The sequence below is a fragment of the Peribacillus sp. S4 genome, from assembly GCF_046715815.1.
GTDB lineage: Bacteria > Bacillota > Bacilli > Bacillales > DSM-1321 > Peribacillus > Peribacillus frigoritolerans.
In genome coordinates, this window is the sequence record NZ_CP175708.1 from 383306 (window position 1) to 401564 (window position 18259).

The following is an 18259-nucleotide window of genomic DNA, read 5'->3' on the forward strand; positions in this document are numbered from 1 at the left end:
TACAATGCCATTAGTCATTGTCGCTTTAGGAATTGTCGCTTTATTAATTTTAATAATGGGCTTAAAATTAAACACCTTTATTTCCTTGATCATTGTATCGTTTGGAGTGGCTTTAGCACTTGGGATGCCGCTTGACGGAATTGTCAAAACCATTGAAGCTGGATTAGGCGGAACACTCGGCCACTTAGCGTTAATCTTTGGACTTGGGGCGATGTTAGGTAAGTTGATCGCAGATTCGGGCGGAGCGCAACGCATTGCCATGACCCTTGTTAAGAAATTCGGTGAAAAGAATATTCAATGGGCAGTCGTGGCAGCATCATTCATTATCGGTATCGCATTATTTTTTGAAGTGGGATTAGTATTATTGATTCCAATCGTATTTGCGATTTCAAGAGAATTAAAAGTTTCGATATTGTATCTTGGCATTCCAATGGTGGCGGCATTATCCGTAACACACGGTTTCTTACCGCCGCACCCAGGACCAACCGTCATCGCTGGTGAATATGGCGCAGACATTGGTCAGGTTTTACTTTACGGCTTCTTCATTGCGGTTCCAACCGTTATTTTAGCTGGACCGATATTTACGAAGATAGCGAAAAGATTAGTACCTGAATCGTTTACGAAAACAGGCAGCATTGCCTCATTAGGGGAACAAAAATCTTTTAAACTTGAAGAAACACCTGGATTTGGAATCAGTGTATTTACTGCATTACTTCCGGTTATATTAATGTCAATTGCTACAATCATCACTTTGATGCAAAAAACGATGGGATTTGAAGATAATGGTTTACTGGCCGCTATCCGTTTTATTGGTGAAGCCGGTACTTCCATGTTGCTTTCCTTATTATTTGCGGTCTATTCAATGGGAGTGGCAAGAAAGATTCCAATGAAGGATATTATGGAATCTTGTACATCAGCGATCCTGAATATCGGAATGATGCTCTTGATCATTGGGGGCGGCGGAGCCTTCAAACAAGTATTGATCGATGGCGGTGTAGGTGACTATGTAGCTGAATTATTCAAAGGAACATCATTATCACCAATCCTGCTTGCCTGGATCATCGCTGCAATCCTGCGTATTTCATTGGGGTCTGCTACAGTTGCTGCCTTGACGACAGCTGGTTTGGTTATTCCGATGTTAGGTCAGACGGACGTTAACCTTGCTCTGGTCGTACTTGCTACAGGAGCGGGAAGTTTAATCGCTTCACACGTTAATGATGCTGGTTTCTGGATGTTTAAAGAGTATTTTGGCTTAAGCATGAAAGAAACATTCGCAACATGGACTTTGCTTGAGACGATCATATCAGTGGCTGGATTAGGATTCATTCTATTACTAAGCTTATTTGTATAGGCTTTCCCGGCAGTAAATCCCCGACTTATGGCAGGGATTTACTGCCTATTATTCTTACATAAGAAGGAGCAGAAATAATGTTCAATACAATTGGTGTCATTGGTTTAGGGGTAATGGGCAGTAATATCGCGTTAAATATGGCTAATAAAGGGGAAAAAGTAGCTGTCTATAATTACACAAGAGATTTAACGGATCAGCTTGTTGCTGAATTGGACGGTCAGTCAATCCATCCGTATTACGAAATCCAAGATTTCGTTCAGTCACTGGAAACGCCAAGAAAGATTTTTCTGATGGTGACTGCGGGTAAAGCGATCGACTCGGTGATCACTTCATTACTGCCTCATCTTGAATCGGGCGATATTATCATGGACGGCGGTAACTCCCATTACGAAGATACTGAACGCAGATATGCTGAATTGAAATCTAAAGGATTCAGTTATGTAGGAATTGGTATTTCCGGTGGGGAAGTCGGTGCGTTAAAAGGACCTTCAATCATGCCAGGAGGAGATAAGGACGCCTATGAAAAAGTAGCTCCAATCCTGACAAAAATCGCAGCTAAAGTAAATGATGCTCCTTGCTGTACCTATATCGGTCCAAAAGGGGCAGGTCATTTTGTGAAAATGGTACATAACGGGATTGAGTATGCAGATATGCAATTAATCGCCGAAGCATATACATTTTTAAGAGAAAAATTGCATTTAGAGGTTAATGAAATTGCTGACATCTTTGAAACATGGAATCAAGGCGAACTGAAAAGTTATTTAATCGAAATCACGGCCGAAATCTTAAGGAAAAAAGATGAAGTAACGGGCTTACCATTGATCGATGTGATTCTCGATAAAGCAGGACAAAAAGGCACAGGAAAATGGACCAGCATGCAAGCGATTGATAACGGAATACCAGCATCAATCATTACAGAGTCTTTGTTTGCGCGCTACATTTCCGCTCTAAAAGAAGAACGGGTTCATGCGGAAAACATTCTAACAGGGCCTGAGAACGTTCAGCAAAAATTAGATAAAAATGAGTGGATTGACTATATTAGGCAAGCATTATATATGGGAAAGGTTTGTGCATACGCGCAAGGTTTCACTCAATATAAAATGAGTTCTGAACTTAACGGCTGGGATTTGCCTTTGAAGGATATTGCGCTTATTTTCCGCGGCGGCTGCATCATTCGGGCAGAATTTTTAAACGTCATTAGCGAAGCCTATCAAGAGCAGCCAAATCTGGCCAATTTATTGATTTCACCATATTTCGCTGAAAAGGTTGCAAAGTACCAGGTGGGATTGCGAAAGGTAGTCTGTGAGGGAATAAATTCCGGCATCTCGTTTCCATGTTTAGGCTCTTCACTTACTTATTACGATAGTTATCGAACAGGCATCTCAAATGCTAACCTTTTGCAAGCACAACGTGATTATTTTGGTGCGCATACTTATGAACGACGTGATTTAGCAGGGGTTTTCCACACGAACTGGCAGTGATGGAAAGTGACAAAAGAAATAGTCATTTGTAATACCGTTCATGAAGTTGAAACAGGTATTTTACTTCAAAAAAGAGTTGCTTTGTGCACATAACCCTGTCAAGAAGACAATAAAAAAAGAGTATTTTTTAAGCTGCGGCCTTTTCTCGATATTCAATTGGGGAAAGGCCGTTGAATTTCTCTTGAAAGCGAGCCGTATTGTAAAACTCTATATACTTTTGAATAGCTAGATAAGCTTGCTCTGCTGTTTTTGGACATTTTAAATATAACTTTTCTGTTTTTAAATGTGAGAAGAAGCTTTCTATACACGCGTTGTCGTGATAATTGCCACGACGAGAGTGGCTTCCTCGAATGCCGAGTTCCTTCACCTGATTTTCATATGATTTCGTCGTATATTGGAATCCTTGATCTGAGTGCAGGAGAGCCCCCTTGCTAAACGGCTTGTCCCTTAGCTGGTTTAGCGTATTATGAACCAATTCAAGATCATTTCGTGTAGAAACTTCCCATGCAACAATTTCATTATTATACAAATCTAAAACGGCGGAAAGGTAGGCAAACGTGTCTCCAATCCGTACATAGGTTATATCTGTTACTAACTTATGAAACCTCATCTCTGCGTAGAATTCACGATTTAAGACATTATGAAATACAACTGACCCTCTTCGACCGTAGAAAGGGCGTTTCTTCCGAATGACTGATTGACCCCCAACTCTCTCATTAATCGACGAACACGCTTGTGGTTTACAACGATTCCTTCTCTGGACAAAGCTCCAGTCATCCGTTTATATCCGTAGTAGGGGTGTAGCTTATGGATGGCTAAAATATGTTCCTTTATCCATAAATTTTTCTCAAGTCGCAAAGAACGAGCAGAATGTGTCTTCCGCCATTTGTAGTATCCAGCCTTTGAAACTTCAGCGATTTTTAATAGCCACGAAAGTGGGTACGTTTTCCTCAAACCATCGATTATTTGAAACCTTTCGGCTTTCAGGACCATTCCTTCCCATGTAGATTTGGATTGCGCTTTTTTAAATAATCCACCTGCGCTTTTAGATAGGTATTTTCCTCTTCGACACTAGAAAAATTCTTACGGTTCCATACACCACGTTGATCTTCAAAAGACTCGTTATTCTGCACTTTCTTCACCCAACTGGCTATCTGTGCATCACTTTTAATACCAAAACGCTCACGAATCTGGCGATATGACCAACCTTCCTCCAATTTCAGACGAACCACTTCTCTCTTTAATTCTTCTGTATACGCTTGAAACGTTTGCCCCTTCTTTGCCATACAAAAAATCCCCTCCAGATTGACAGTTAAGAACATTTTACCATGTTCTCTTTTTTCTCTGTCTACCTGAAGGGGATAATACCATTGGCAGCTCTTTTTTTGTATGTAACAAAAGGTGCAGCTAGTGGATAAAGGAATTTTAGTGAGGGAAAAAAGATTGATTCCGTTATTTCGAACCAGGGGTGAACTTCAAAAATAGGAAAAGGTTGATGGGCAACAAATAATATTTTTGGGGGAGGTTTAATACTCAGGTTAAGTGGTATATAAATGATATCGGTTTATAGCATTTAATTCTCTCTATACCTTAATTTTACAGTCGGGGTTCGCAAACGTTTCTTGAATAATGTCGGCAAGTGGCACATATTCTTCTTTTGGATATTACCAAATTATTGAAAAGGAGTGATATATCATGAGGCAAATGTGTATTTACTGTTTTAAATGGGCTGACATAGATACGATGACACCAATTTTTGAACAAGGTAGAGAGTTCGTCAATTATTATTGTGAAGATTGTGTTAATGCTGTTATGGATAATTTGTTTAAGCTCCCATACAAACATGCATGCGAACCATCAAGAATCCACTAGCATCAAGATGTGCGATTTAATAGTTAAGCGAGTGTGCTGGAACAGCATAACTAAAGGCCATCTCAAACGAGAAGGGCTTTTTTTGTTTGGATTTGTATTTAAAGTTGAATGGGGAGAAATATGTAATCATTTCAAGTTGATCTCGTTGAATAGAATGATGTTTCGAAAGCATCCTCATCACCTCAAGTTTTAATAGATCTATTTTAAAACAAAAAAGACTGTATGCAAAAGGAGTTCTATCCAAATTTTTAAACATAGTTGATTGGAGCGGGTGTGCGAGACTCCTGCGGGAATAGCGAGTCCATGGGAGACCCCACAGGCGCAAGTGGGCCGAAGAGGCTCCCGGACCGCACGCGGAAAGCGAGTGCCTACGTTCCAATCAACGTCTAAATTTGTACAAGCAAAAAAACTGTAGACAAACTCGATTTTCATCGAGTTTGTCTACAGTCTGAGGCCTCCCACAGTTTACTGAGGGGAGGCCTTTTCTTATCAAGTAATCCGGAGGTTTACCCTAGTCATTTCAACCCACTTAAACAACATGATCATACCGAATATTATTAAGTGGTACTCATAAGGTAGTATATCGGATTGAGGAAAAATATGAATTCGGATTAGATATAAATAATAAAACAGTTAAAGAAACTAAGCATTTAAGGGGAAGATTAACCTGTTAAAGGAATTCTATGTTTGTTATACTCTTGACGCTGATGTTAAGTGGGAGAAAATAAAAAAAGGATTGAGTAGTAAAAAAGAGGATGTTTTACAAGAAGTCTTAAAAAGGATGGAACACTGTGAGTATTTAATAGTGAAAAGTGAAAGTAAGCATCATATTATTCATACATCTTTAATACGTTATATACGTATTTTTGATAAGAAATAAGTAATCTCACTACTGATATCTTGGAATATAAGTTATGGTTGTATTCTCCTAACAGTCTATCTGGGAGGGGATTTTTCTATGGCGAAAAAAGGAAAACATTTTCATACATATACAGAGCGAGTATGGTTGGTTAACACTTTTGAAAGGAGTGTAAAGATGAATAAGGAATGGGATGATGGTTTTATTGAGGCATTAATGGTTTCCCTACAAGACGAAAGAGTCATTGAAAAGATACAAGCAATAGCAGAAGCGGGCTCGTATAGTCAATTGGGGGAGCATAAGGAGCTGCTGAAAGAAAAAGAAAATGAAATAGCAAAACTTCAACAAGAGCTTGCCTCGAAAAAAGCAGAAATTAGTGAGTACCAAATAATGATCCACCATCTGAATGAGAAAATGGAATCCTATTATAATGAATTGCAAAAGAGAAGAGCGGACTATCGGGAAGCAGAAGAACTTTACGAAGCTGTTCAACAATTATCCGAAACCACTAAAAGTTCCTTGAAAGGAATCTTCAAGGGCGGTTCCGTGCAGGGATTTATAGTCTGTGGCGTGCAATATGAAAACATTTCATCTTTGTGGGATTTTATCAAAAACGAGATTATGGAAGGACGGGAGCAGGAAAGAGAGACTTTGCTCGCCCTTTTTCTGTATTTCTTTCAAGAGTACAGTAAAACATACGATACCCCTTTATATAAAATACAGGAAGTGAAAATGAATGAGGTCTTCAGGGAGGACTTGTACATAAGGGCCCTCAATAGCAAAATATCCGGGAACATCATGGAAGTCCTGCTGCCAGGATATATAAGCATTAATGGTAAAACCATTAAAAAATCCGTTGTGAGAATCTAGCAGGCGAAAAAGTGAATGATAGTAAAGGAGAAATACAATGACATCGATTATTATCCCAGAGATTGAAGAAGGCATTGAAAAGATCCTTCTTGTGCAATGGTATAAACAGCCAGGCGATTATATTACGGTGGGCGAAAGCTTAGCCAAATTCAGCTGTGAGGGCATCGAATTTGACCTCTTTTCAGAAAAAGAAGGTACCCTTAAAGAATTGAACGTAGCGGAGGATACTATAGTCAAGATTGGTGACCTGATATGTTATTTGGATTCTGGTGATGCAATTTCTGAAGAATTATTAAAAGAAGTTGAAAAACAAGAAACGATGGAAGATAAAGAGCCGATTGAGAACGTAACAAGCTTAGCCGAAAAAAATAACATAGACAGTTCCATATACTTAATGAATAAGAACGAAGAGCAGGTTCTATTCTCAACGGATTCCCAAACCGTTCCGGTCTCTGCCATTTCAATGACTTATAAAGAAGTGAGATCGTTAATCAGCCATTTATATCAGAGTGCAGAAGAAACCTTCTTCAAGGATGAGGCGAGCTTCTTTCAAGACATTAAAAAAATGCTCCGTTCCAGATGGGTTTACATGAATAATGGGAATATTATATATGATCACAACATTGCAGCGGTATTTCCTTATAGAAAATACTATGAATTAATGGACGAGGATTTTGACTACAAAAAGCATCTGGACGTTTCCGGTTTTAAAGGTGATGTCATGACACGGGAAGAGGCTGCGAAAAGTTTCAATACAACCGATCACCCTGTATATAAGAGAATACTAACTTTAGACGATTATTCCGCGAGTAAAAATCCTTCCATTTCAAGGATATTTGCCAATCAAACGGCTAACTCTTCTAAATCGATAGCGTTTAAATCCAACGGGTACGATATTCAAAGCTACGATGTAGTAAATCAAAAAAACAATTTGCTGGGAAAAGGATTTTTCGTTCCCGTCTTCCGTTTAAATGGGGAAAATGCTTTTGAAATCAATGACCGAAAGGCTCTCCATCTTTGGCTGGAAAACCGGTTAGTTCCAAGCGGATTAAGCGCAGAACGCCAGAAGGAGTATGATTATTTGCTGGAATTGTATCAATTAAAGGAATTAGATCATGAAAGTTTTCTTAAAGAATTGCCATCGATCGCTATCGATTCCAACAATTTTTATGAGAAGCTTTTAAACTCTGAAAAAGTAAGGGCTGATATTGATACATATGATGAAAAGATGTTAACAGATCCAAACCGGGGACATTGGGATTTATGGCCTGTCACCTCTGATGAAAAACCTTTAACGATAAAACTGAACGAAGAAATAATGGCCAGAAACCCTAAAATGGATATTAGGGAGGACGGCATAGTCGGCATTGATTTTGGAACGAAAAGTACAGTTGTCGTTCATCAAGAAGAAAGTGATGTTACTCTTCCCATGCGTATTGGGGTTGGCTACCTAAACACGGAAGTACAAGACTGGCATTATGAAAATCCAACCGTGATTGAATTTATTGATTTAGAACATTTCCTGGAGCTATATCAAGAAAAAGAAGGAAGACCAGATACAAGGTGGCAAGATGTGACGGTTTCCCACAATGCACTTAACAACTTGATGAATGGAAAGAGTGACCATTATTATTCCATATTGAATAATCTAAAGCAGTGGGCTGGAGAAAAGAATAACGAACTCCGATTAAAAGACAAGAGAGGATATGCCGTTGTACTGCGTTCCTTTTTGGACTTAACCGATCAGGAAATCAACCCAATCGAGTTGTACGCCTATTACCTCGGGTTGTATATCAATAACCAGAACAATGGAATTTATCTCGATTACACCCTTTCTTTCCCGGTGACGTATGAAAAAGAGGTAAGGGAAAAAATTCTAACGTGTTTTGAACGCGGGTTAAAAAAGACGCTTCCTATGCCGATTCAGCAGGATGAAGAATTAATGAAAAAGTTTCGTGTCACCGCTGGGGCGAGTGAACCTGCTGCCTATGCCGTTTGTGCGTTACAGGAATACGGATTTGAACCGGAAGAGGATGAAAAAACGTACTACGGTGTATTTGATTTTGGTGGAGGAACGACAGATTTTGATTTTGGGATTTGGCGTGAAGCGGGCTTGAAAGAAAGCAGATATGATTATGTCATTGAACATTTTGCAGCGGGCGGGGACCGGTATTTAGGCGGTGAGAACATGCTGGAGCTTTTGGCGTTCCAAGTGTTTAAAAACAACCAAAGAACAATGCGTGAGTTAAACATTCCTTTTACCCTCCCAGCGGAATGTGTGAAATTTCCCGGAAGTGAAACATTGATTAATGAGTCACAAGAATCCTATTTAAATACGAAACAATTGGTGGAAAAATTAAGGCCGCTTTGGGAAAGACATGAACGGTATGAAGAACAGTTTGGAAAAGGCATGATCCGGGCAGATTTATTTGACAAAGCCGGCCGCGCAAAACTCAATGTGGAACTATTGATCGATCAAGATGAAATGGAACAGTTGATTGAGGAAAGAATCGACAAAGGCATTAAAAATTTCTTTGAGTCTCTACGGCGCGCTTTTGCCCGGTCAGAACACAGAAAAATTAATAAAGTGAATATACTGCTTGCGGGTAATTCAAGTAAATCCCCGGTCGTTATGAATCTATTTAATAAATGGATTGAAAGGGAAATGGAGAACACTCAAAACTGGGAAGAAGTGTCTGGTGCCCTTTTTGAGATTCTACCGCCACTGGGGACAGAAGACGCTTATTTAAAGCAAGAAGAGAGAAACAGAGTGGTTAACCGGGATATAATAACAGCTCCTACAGGAAAAACAGGCGTTGCCTTTGGGCTTGTACAAAGCAGAAAAGGCGGAAGTATAAAAGTTATTGACCGCGATATGGTGAATGGGGAATCAAAGTTCAAGTATTTTCTTGGCATCGGGAGAAAAGGGAAATTAAAAACAATGATTGATCAAGAAGAAGAGTATAACAAATGGCATCTTTTCATTGATGCATCAGAAGAAGATTTTGAGATTTATTACACAAGCCTGCCGGAAGCTAGTACCAACCAGCTTGATATTAAGCAGGCACAGAGGAAAAAGCTTCGAATTGAGCATGTAGATGATTCAGCATTTGTTTATATTCGGACCATAAGCCCGACTGTCATTGAATATGTTGTTGCAGATGAAGGCTCGATTATAAGTGGGAATTATTTAAGTGAAATTACTAAAGTGGATTTAAGTTAATCTTTCGATGAAAAAATTTTTGAAAAGGACTCTCACAGTATACTGTGGGAGTCCTTTTCATGCTCATCGTTATTCACAGCTAGGTGTTCAACCTGTGGATTCACTTCTTTGATCCATCTGATGCTCCATAATCATTAATAGTTAGTTTTACATCGTAGTTGATCGGAGTTTCACTAAATGTTTGGTCCCAATCCTTTTTGACCTTCTTCCATACTTTTGGATGCTCAATTCTCAATCGATTTCCGAAGCCAGCAACGTCCACTTGGTATTCTTTTTGCATTTTTTCTAGTACATTTCTCACCAAGCGTTTCACTTCTTTTTCAGATGATTTTTCTGCTTTTTTTAAAAATTCATTTTTAAAAGTATCTCCTGAAACTACCCAGTTTTCAGACAGTCTCCCCACTGATTCAATGTTTACATCAAAAGAGATGTTGTCTCCTTTAACTCGAGGTACGATACTGCTTTTCATGGATTCTATCTCATACACAATCAGCTGACCGGTTTCTTTATCAAAGCTTTTCACTACACCGCCTTTCCCCTTACCTGTTATCCATGTTACGCCCTCCAGTTCTTCCTCATTCAAAAAACCAGTCATTTTGTGTGTCTTTCCATCGATCACGGCAGCACCCGCAAATTTGACTTGCCCATCTGCTGATAGAACTTTTTGGATTAGAAAACTAGATCCTGATTTGATCTTGCTTTCTACTTTAATATGCGACATGGGAGGTAAAATCCTCGTTGTTCGATAGGCATTTTCTACAATGCCAGCTAGACGAAACGCTGGAATTTCTCCATCTTTCTTTGTTTCCAGTGTGTTGCTCGCTCTTCCTGTACTGATGAGCACAAGACAGCTTGGTCTAACCTCACTTTCTCGAAAATTTTGATTAAGTAATTGTTCCAACTTATACGATTTTGCAAGATCTTCACCTATAACAACCACTTTCAGATGGTGAGCGGTTACGGGTTGTTCACTTCTCAATGATAATTCACGAACCATTTGATGGAAGGAATCACCAGTTTCGGAAACGTTAAGATAAGATTTTTGTTCTGGTCCTGATTGTTTCGTTGTTGAACTTGCTACTTGTGGAGTGATAAATTGATAGGTTGCAGTAATCCGGTCCTTTTTTGAATAACCACCCCCTTGTTCGTTTAATTTTTTCTCGATGGAGGACGGCTTGGCTTTATCGAATGCCAAACCTATACCTAGACTTTGCTCTTCGATTTCATGACTGCTCCAGCATCCTGTAAGGGATAAGAACAAAAGAACGGAGAGGGAAAAGAAGAGGGGGCGTATATTGTTATCTGATTGTTTCATATTTTCCTCCCTTTATTCTTGAGATAATAAGCAGAAGAAGCGGAAGTAAACCAAATAAAAACAGTGCGATATTGCCGACGAAATCTCCTTGTTTAAATAGGTCATTCATATTTTTCGGAATCATGGCAATGATGTATAGAATCGGAAGCAAGCCAAACATAAATGGGTGAATGCTCTTTTTCGTAAGTTGAGCCAGCCCTAAAGCAGCTGCAAAGTAGGTGATGGTAAATGTAGCAAATATTTGCATGATCCAAACCACGAGCAATAAAGATTCAAACCGTTCAAAGATCAAACCGGAGATTTCAAAACTGCGTATAAGATCCAGAGTCGGCCATGTTCTCGTGACCACTCCATCAACAGATAATGCCCCGATAACCATTACGACCGTTATTACATAAAAAATCAATGGAATGGAAACTCCAACAAGCAGGGCTTTTACTGCTTTTTTTGGCTGATTCATAAACGGAAGAAGCAGTAATATGATTTCAGGACCTGAAAAAGCGAGAGCCGTTGTTTTTACTCCTTTTAGTACAGGAGTGATTCCTTCTCCTAATACCGGACGCAGATTATCAATCTCAAATATTTTGATGCTCATAAAGGTAACCACCAAAAAAAGGATAACCGTCAAAGGTAATATAATTTCAAATAGACGGGCTATCGGGTTAATGCCACCGATGATGAGATAAAGACCTACCCACATGAAAATCATAATAATTGCCCATGTAGGGGTACCCTCCAGAAGTAAATACCTTACAACTTCAGCCATTGAACGGAGCTGAAATCCGGAAGTCATAAGAAAATAACATATAATAACTAAACTAAGAAAACTCCCCACCCATTTTCCTGCAATTTCATTGATGTATTGATAAACGGTCTTATCGGGAAACTGTTGGCTTAATTTGACCATGATCACCCCCGCGATAATGGCAATAACCCCGCCTAAAATAACGCTTATCCATACATCTGGTGTATGTACCTTCTCCGTCGATGATCTGGGTAGGGTGAGTAATCCTGTACCGAGTATAAAGTTGATGATAATGACAGCTGTTTGAGGAGTCGTGATTTGGTCTTTCGGATTGAGAATCATTCTTTAACCACCTTTTCACCGATAGGTTATCCTTTACGTATGGGATTTTTTGTATGCATCATCTTTGGACGGCGCTTCATCATCATAAGCGGCATGCGAACCATCAGGTCTTTCCATTCACTTAAGCGATAAGGAACGGCTGGACTCATATAAGGTACACCAAAGCTTTTTAATTTCACTAAATGGCTGGTCATTAAAAGAAAAAAGAGAATGACCCCGTATAATCCAAATGTGGCAGCACAAATCATAGCTGGAAAACGCAGAATCCGTAATGTAATCCCAATACTATAGTGCGGAATGGAGAATGATGATATAGCAGTTAACGCTACTACAATCACCAAAACAGGGCTAACGATCCCTGCCTGTACAGCAGCTTCCCCAATGATTAAACCGCCGACGATACCCATTGCCGGACCAATTGGCTTAGGTAAGCGCAGTCCTGCTTCCCTCAGAATTTCGATGGATATTTCCATGAATAATGCTTCGATAAGTGCCGGAAACGGAACCCCGGACCTGGTTCCTATAATGGAGATGGCCAGTTTGGTCGGAATCAACCCTGAATGAAATGAGATGAAAGCTATATATAAAGACGGTGTAAAAAGAGCCAAAACAACTGTGAGATAACGGAGTAAACGTATGAATGTGCCAGGAATCCATCTTTCATAATAATCTTCTGGTGATTGTAACATCATGCTTAATGTAACTGGAACGATCAAAGCGAATGGCGTCCCATCCAATAAGATGGCCACCCGGCCTTCCATCAAAGCAGCAATCACGCGATCAGGACGCTCTGTATTCTGTACCTGAGGAAAAGGACTAAGGTAATTATCCTCGATGAGTTGCTCTACATAACCTGATTCCGGCACATTATCAATATCAATTTTCTTAATTCGATTTTCTACCTCTTGAACTAATTCGGGATCAACAATATCTTTAATGTAAGCGACAACTAAGTCTTTTCTTGACTGCTTACCTACTTGGAATTGTACTAACGATAAATTTTCAATTTCACCACTACTTCTTAAAAAAGACGTATTATCAACTAAAGATTCAGTGAAACCAATCCGTGGACCTCTGACTAATGCCTCTGACACCGGCTCTTCAACAGTCCTTGTTTTTATTTTTGTTGTACCAAGGATTAGGGCATCCACTAATCCATCAATTAAAAGCGCGGTAGAACCTGTTAATACTTTTGATGCTAACTCTTTAATGGAACCAACTTCTTCTACCTCACTGATAGATAACACTTCATTTTTTATGAATTCTTTTGAAATGCTTCCTTTGATGTAAGGAAGGTCTTGTTTATATTCTGCTGAAAAGTCAACCATCAATGATGTCATGATATGTTTATCAATGATTTCTTTATCTGATAATCCATCCGCATAAATGATAATTGACCGAATACCGGTACGGCCGATATTAAATTCTCGAAAATGAACATCCCAATTATGTCCAATTTCTTGCTTAACCATTTCTAGATTTAAATTAAAATTATCTGTAAACTGATCAGTTGAATCTTGGGAAGTATTTGCTTCTTGTTTGTCTTTATCGATACCTTTTCCTTTTTTACCGATCTTTGATATCCACTCTTTCATTTTCATCACTCATCCTTTGAGTTGCGAAGCCGATTAAACAATTTGGAGATTAAATACGGAATAACAAACACAATAAAAGCTTGTATAAAAACCTGCCATTCTGGAAGGTAGGAAACAATATTTTTCCACATTTTCATCACCCTATACTTGTTTCAAGTAGCCGCTAAAATTCCTTTAATTCTCAAATAGTATTAATATCTTCCACGTTTCTTATGCAATGAAGTTAAAAGCAATTAGCCGTATTTACATACTTTATACTTCGTATGTATTATGTGGGAAAATTGATTTTGAATATAATTGAGGAGAAGGAAGAGGCGAAATCGATGTCTGGGACTTATCCGAATGACACATTGATTATAGTAGTGAGCTTTAATGAACATAGGCTTTACTTCTTAGAACGGGGGATGACGTAAGCTCAAGACTTGAAATATAATTTTAAAAATATCAAGATCAAATTGAAATGATGTTCGAAATAACATATACTGAAAATTGAGAATTATTTGTAAATATCACCCGATTTTGGGAAATTTCTGCATTAACCAACTCGAAATAAGAGATCCACATCACAACCCGGAACATATTATCGAATTGTAAAGCCTGGTGTAAAAAGGACGGAATGAATGAGAATATTAGCTTTCGGTTAAGTTGTTCTTTATTTTCAAAAGTGATTTCAAAGGAGTGGAAAATGATGAATATATGGACAAGCTGCACACTGAGTTCAATTCTGGCACTTTCCTTATTAGCACCTTCCGTGTCTTTTGCTAATGAAAACTCAAATCATGGAGCCGCTGTGAGTAAGGAGACTGCCAGTCAGTATCCAATATTAAAGAAAGTAAATAAACCGGAAGAAGCGGGATTTTCGTCTGAAAGGCTGGAAAAAGTGGATCAGCTCATTGAAATGGAAGTGACAGCCGGTTTCCCAGGTGCTGCCTTGATTGTCATAAAGGACGGAAAGATCGTTAAAAATGAAAGCTACGGGTACAAACAGAAGTTTAATGAACATACACCTCTTAAGAAGTTTCAAAAAATGGGAAATGACACGTTATTTGACCTTGCTTCAAACACGAAGATGTATGCAACCAATTTTGCCATTCAGAAATTAGTCAGCGAAGGCAAGCTGAATATCCAGGCAAGAGTGCAGCAATACATTCCTGAATTCAAAGACACGGAGGAGGATGTGATCAAAGGGAAGGACAATCTGAGAGTTATTGATGTTCTACATCATACTGCAGGGTTTAGACCCGATCCGCAATACCATAATCCAAAGGTTTCGAAAGAACTTTATTCCCAGGAGCGGGATAAAACCATCGAGTTCATTTCCAAGACACCGCTCACATATGTACCTGGAACACAGAATGTCTACAGTGATGTGGATTATATGCTGCTTGGTGCCATTGTTGAAGAAATAACGGGTCAGCAGCTTGATGTCTATGTTGAAAATGAATTGTACAAGCCGCTTGGGTTGAAAAATACTAAGTTCAATCCTCTGCGAAAGGGCTTCAGGCCAAGGGATTTTGCCGCAACCGAATTGCTTGGCAACACCCGGGATGGCGTGATAGATTTCCCTAACATTCGTACATACACACTTCAAGGGGAAGTGCATGATGAAAAAGCCTTTTATTCGATGGGGGGCGTTTCAGGGCATGCCGGCCTTTTCTCCAATACGAAAGATATGGCCGTCCTTCTGCAGGTGATGCTGAATGGCGGGGGATACGGTAAACATACGTTGTTTGATCAAAGAACAATCGATGAATTCGTCGCACCTTCCGAGATGAATCCTACATATGGTCTTGGTTGGAGACGAAATGGCGATGCTAGCATGGAGTGGATGTTCAGTCCTCTTGCAAGCGACAGTGCCTATGGTCATACTGGATGGACCGGGACGGTCACGATCATTGATCCGGAAATAGATTTAGGGATCGTTTTACTAACTAATAAAAAGCACTCTCCGCTCGTCAATCCTGTAGCCAATTCCAATCAGTTTTTTGGCGACCTCTTCAAAACAGGAAGCTATGGAAGTGTTGTAACTGCGATTTATGAAGCATTGGAAACGAATGAATAAACGGATATACGGATATCTCCATAAAGTTTAAGACCTCCCATTAATGTCGGGAGGCCTTTTTTCTTGTTCTATCAGAATGTCTGGAAGCTTTATTCCATACAGTTTGGGCAAGGATCAGGTTTTTATATGCTCCGTCTTGATGGAGCAAATTATCATGGGCACCTTGTTCGATGAATTCCCCATTTTATACAACGATGATGCGATCGGCATGTTTAATTGTCACTAATTCTTGGAACCGAACAATTTCATGAAGGCATTAATCTGGTTATCCGGGACGATCTGGGGGACGAATTGTACCTTTGTATGGGCGTTATTGCCATGGTTGTTCGACTGCTTTCGGGAGTGATGAATTATCCCCCTAAAAGAACTATTTTAAAAAATATATTGACCGAACAGCCTGTATCCGCTTACAATAATATTTAGTTATTAGTGTATTTAGAAAATTGTAAAAGAGGTACCTGCATGACAAAGGAATTCGACAGAAGAATTGGGCGCCATGCAATCATGTACGCATTTGCGGACGAAGAGGAAGAAGTCATATTGACGAATGAACTTAAGCGGATGGATTGGCTTTATGGAAAAGGTAAAGTCGGTTCAATGGAGCTGCAGAAAATAGTTGCGGCCATTGAGACATCTGCGAAAAGACTTGGATTGGTCAATCCCGATATGTATCGTGAAATGCATGCGCTGTATCATGCGATCATCGAAGCACTCCAAGGAGTGACACGCGGCCAAGTCGAGCTTGGCGGTCTTTTGAGGACTGCGGGCCTTCGGTTTGCAATCGTTCGGGGCAGGCCGTTTAAAAACGGGGCCGAAGGTGAATGGATTGCTGTCGCCGTGTATGGAACGATTGGAGCACCGGTTCGGGGATTTGAACATGAAGCCGTCGGTTTGGGAATTAACCACATTTAAATAATTAAAAGCCTATAGTTATTTAGTGAAATAGGGGGCTGTATTGATAGACTGGATAAGTCTGTCAATATGGCCTCCTTTTGTTTGTTTAAAAAAAGAATAGGGGTGCAGGAAATGATTATGTTAACGGGCCAAACTTTAACGATTGAAGAAGCGAAAAAAGTATTGTATGGAGAAGCATTTGTCTCTGCTTCAGCCGAGAGTGTAAAGAAAGTGGAAAAAAGCCGAGAAGCGGTTGAAAATATCGTGAAACAAAAGAAAGTCGTCTATGGCATCACAACAGGTTTTGGAAAGTTCAGCGATGTTTTGATTGATGCAGAGGACGCTGAGCAGCTACAGTGGAATTTGATTCATTCCCATGCGTGCGGAGTCGGGGAACCATTTCCAGAGGTGGTTTCGAGAGCTATGGTCCTTCTCCGTGCCAACGCGCTATTAAAAGGGTTCTCCGGCGTCCGTCCTATCGTCATTGAACGTTTGATCGATCTTTTGAATGCTCATATCCATCCGGTCATCCCTCAGCAAGGTTCTCTTGGGGCAAGCGGGGACTTGGCGCCGCTTTCGCATTTGGCGCTAGTATTGATGGGAGAAGGGGAAGTGTTTTATAAAGGAGAGCGAATGGAGGCCATCGCAGCTTTATCGAAAGAAGGCATTCTTCCAGTGACACTTAAAGCAAAAGAAGGTCTTGCATTAATTAACGGAACACAGGCCATGACGGGGATGGGCCTCGTAAATTACATTGAAGCCGAACAGCTGGCCCATCAAACTGAAGCGATTGCTTCACTGACTTTAGAGGGATTACGCGGCATTGAAGATGCCTTTGATCCGGATGTTCATCTAGCACGGGGTTACCGCCAGCAAACAGAGGTCGCTGAACGGATTAGCCGCATGATCAGCGGCAGCCAGCTCATCACCAAGCAAGGAGAACTGCGGGTTCAGGATGCTTATTCCCTTCGCTGCATCCCGCAAGTGCATGGGGCATCATGGCAAACTCTTGATTATGTAAAAGAAAAATTGGAAATTGAAATGAATGCAGCGACGGATAATCCGCTTATTTTTGACGATGGGGAAAAGGTTATTTCAGGAGGGAACTTCCATGGACAGCCGATTGCATTTGCGATGGACTTCATGAAAATCGCTGTTGCCGAGCTTGCAAATATTTCAGAGCGCCGGATTGAGCGACTCGTCAATCCTCAGCTCAATGATTTACCGCCATTCTTGAGCCCTTCACCTGGCTTGCAGTCTGGAGCGATGATCATGCAATATTGTGCGGCTTCCCTAGTCTCTGAGAATAAAACACTGGCACATCCTGCAAGTGTTGATTCCATTCCATCTTCAGCGAACCAGGAAGACCATGTAAGTATGGGAACGATTGGCTCACGGCACGCACATCAAATCATCCAAAACGTTCGCCGCGTATTGGCGATTGAGCTCATTTGTGCCTTACAAGCGGTTGAATACCGTGGAATAGAGAAGATGGCTCCGTTTACAAAAGAGTTTTATTCGGAAGCAAGAAAGCTCATTCCAAGCATTACACAAGATCGTATCTTTTCAAAGGATATTGAAGCAACGGCAAGCTGGTTACTGCAAATTGACTGGAATTCATTTATTCATAGGAGTTTACCTACAACATAA

The 18259-nt window shown here is 40.1% G+C and carries 11 protein-coding genes and 1 pseudogene; 8 read left to right on the forward strand and 4 right to left on the reverse strand.

Annotation, left to right across the window (positions count from 1 at the left end; translation table 11 throughout):
• The first annotated feature begins 4 nt into the window (after positions 1-4).
• Positions 5-1351, forward strand: a complete 1347-nt coding sequence (locus ACJ9PY_RS01965; RefSeq protein WP_268564964.1) for a GntP family permease — start codon at positions 5-7, stop codon at positions 1349-1351.
• 77 nt (positions 1352-1428) lie between these two features.
• Complete coding sequence (gnd, locus tag ACJ9PY_RS01970) at positions 1429-2832, forward strand: decarboxylating NADP(+)-dependent phosphogluconate dehydrogenase (protein WP_411739403.1); 1404 nt, start codon at positions 1429-1431, stop codon at positions 2830-2832.
• Between the two features lie 127 nt (positions 2833-2959).
• Here the strand turns inward: gnd and ACJ9PY_RS01975 are convergent.
• Positions 2960-4118 (reverse strand): annotated as a pseudogene (locus ACJ9PY_RS01975) (IS3 family transposase).
• A gap of 1622 nt (positions 4119-5740) precedes the next feature.
• Between ACJ9PY_RS01975 and ACJ9PY_RS01980 the strand changes: the two are divergent.
• Positions 5741-6433, forward strand: coding sequence for a hypothetical protein (locus tag ACJ9PY_RS01980; RefSeq protein WP_411739404.1), 693 nt, complete (start codon positions 5741-5743; stop codon positions 6431-6433).
• A gap of 37 nt (positions 6434-6470) precedes the next feature.
• Positions 6471-9656, forward strand: coding sequence for a biotin/lipoyl-containing protein (locus ACJ9PY_RS01985; RefSeq protein WP_411739405.1), 3186 nt, complete (start codon positions 6471-6473; stop codon positions 9654-9656).
• Between the two features lie 100 nt (positions 9657-9756).
• Here the strand turns inward: ACJ9PY_RS01985 and ACJ9PY_RS01990 are convergent, their stop codons facing one another.
• The 3 genes from ACJ9PY_RS01990 to ACJ9PY_RS02000 are packed head-to-tail and all read right to left on the reverse strand — an operon-like array spanning position 9757 to position 13659.
• Positions 9757-10971 (reverse strand): Ger(x)C family spore germination protein, encoded by a 1215-nt coding sequence (locus ACJ9PY_RS01990; RefSeq protein ID WP_411739406.1) that lies wholly within the window; start codon positions 10969-10971, stop codon positions 9757-9759.
• A complete protein-coding gene (locus ACJ9PY_RS01995) occupies positions 10955-12058 on the reverse strand; it encodes a spore germination protein (RefSeq protein ID WP_145506936.1) in 1104 nt (367 codons plus the stop codon). The genes ACJ9PY_RS01990 and ACJ9PY_RS01995 overlap by 17 nt, the downstream gene beginning before the upstream one ends.
• Positions 12059-12084: 26 nt before the next feature.
• Positions 12085-13659, reverse strand: a complete 1575-nt coding sequence (locus ACJ9PY_RS02000) for a spore germination protein (RefSeq protein WP_411739407.1) — start codon at positions 13657-13659, stop codon at positions 12085-12087.
• Between the two features lie 281 nt (positions 13660-13940).
• On the opposite strand from ACJ9PY_RS02000, the gene ACJ9PY_RS02005 reads away from it, so the two are divergent.
• The 4 genes from ACJ9PY_RS02005 (at position 13941) to hutH (ending at position 18259) form a co-directional block, all read left to right on the forward strand.
• On the forward strand, positions 13941-14066 hold the full coding sequence (locus tag ACJ9PY_RS02005; RefSeq protein ID WP_411739408.1) for a hypothetical protein: 126 nt from the start codon (positions 13941-13943) through the stop codon (positions 14064-14066).
• A gap of 275 nt (positions 14067-14341) precedes the next feature.
• Entirely contained in the window at positions 14342-15715 is a 1374-nt protein-coding gene (gene pbp4b / locus ACJ9PY_RS02010; protein ID WP_411740223.1) for a penicillin binding protein PBP4B, read from the forward strand.
• Between the two features lie 462 nt (positions 15716-16177).
• Complete coding sequence (gene hutP, locus ACJ9PY_RS02015) at positions 16178-16627, forward strand: hut operon transcriptional regulator HutP (RefSeq protein WP_054398152.1); 450 nt, start codon at positions 16178-16180, stop codon at positions 16625-16627.
• Positions 16628-16741: 114 nt separating this feature from the next.
• Positions 16742-18259, forward strand: a complete 1518-nt coding sequence (gene hutH / locus ACJ9PY_RS02020) for a histidine ammonia-lyase (protein ID WP_268564957.1) — start codon at positions 16742-16744, stop codon at positions 18257-18259.

Coding starts and splice junctions, on each gene's coding strand:
- ACJ9PY_RS02000 (WP_411739407.1), bottom strand. CDS start 13,659: ATGAAAATGAAAGAGTGGATATCAAAGATCGGTAAAAAAGGAAAAGGT.
- ACJ9PY_RS01965 (WP_268564964.1), top strand. CDS start 5: ATGCCATTAGTCATTGTCGCTTTAGGAATTGTCGCTTTATTAATTTTA.
- ACJ9PY_RS01985 (WP_411739405.1), top strand. CDS start 6,471: ATGACATCGATTATTATCCCAGAGATTGAAGAAGGCATTGAAAAGATC.
- gnd (WP_411739403.1), top strand. CDS start 1,429: ATGTTCAATACAATTGGTGTCATTGGTTTAGGGGTAATGGGCAGTAAT.
- pbp4b (WP_411740223.1), top strand. CDS start 14,342: ATGAATATATGGACAAGCTGCACACTGAGTTCAATTCTGGCACTTTCC.
- ACJ9PY_RS01995 (WP_145506936.1), bottom strand. CDS start 12,058: ATGATTCTCAATCCGAAAGACCAAATCACGACTCCTCAAACAGCTGTC.
- hutH (WP_268564957.1), top strand. CDS start 16,742: ATGATTATGTTAACGGGCCAAACTTTAACGATTGAAGAAGCGAAAAAA.
- hutP (WP_054398152.1), top strand. CDS start 16,178: ATGACAAAGGAATTCGACAGAAGAATTGGGCGCCATGCAATCATGTAC.
- ACJ9PY_RS01990 (WP_411739406.1), bottom strand. CDS start 10,971: ATGAAACAATCAGATAACAATATACGCCCCCTCTTCTTTTCCCTCTCC.
- ACJ9PY_RS01980 (WP_411739404.1), top strand. CDS start 5,741: ATGAATAAGGAATGGGATGATGGTTTTATTGAGGCATTAATGGTTTCC.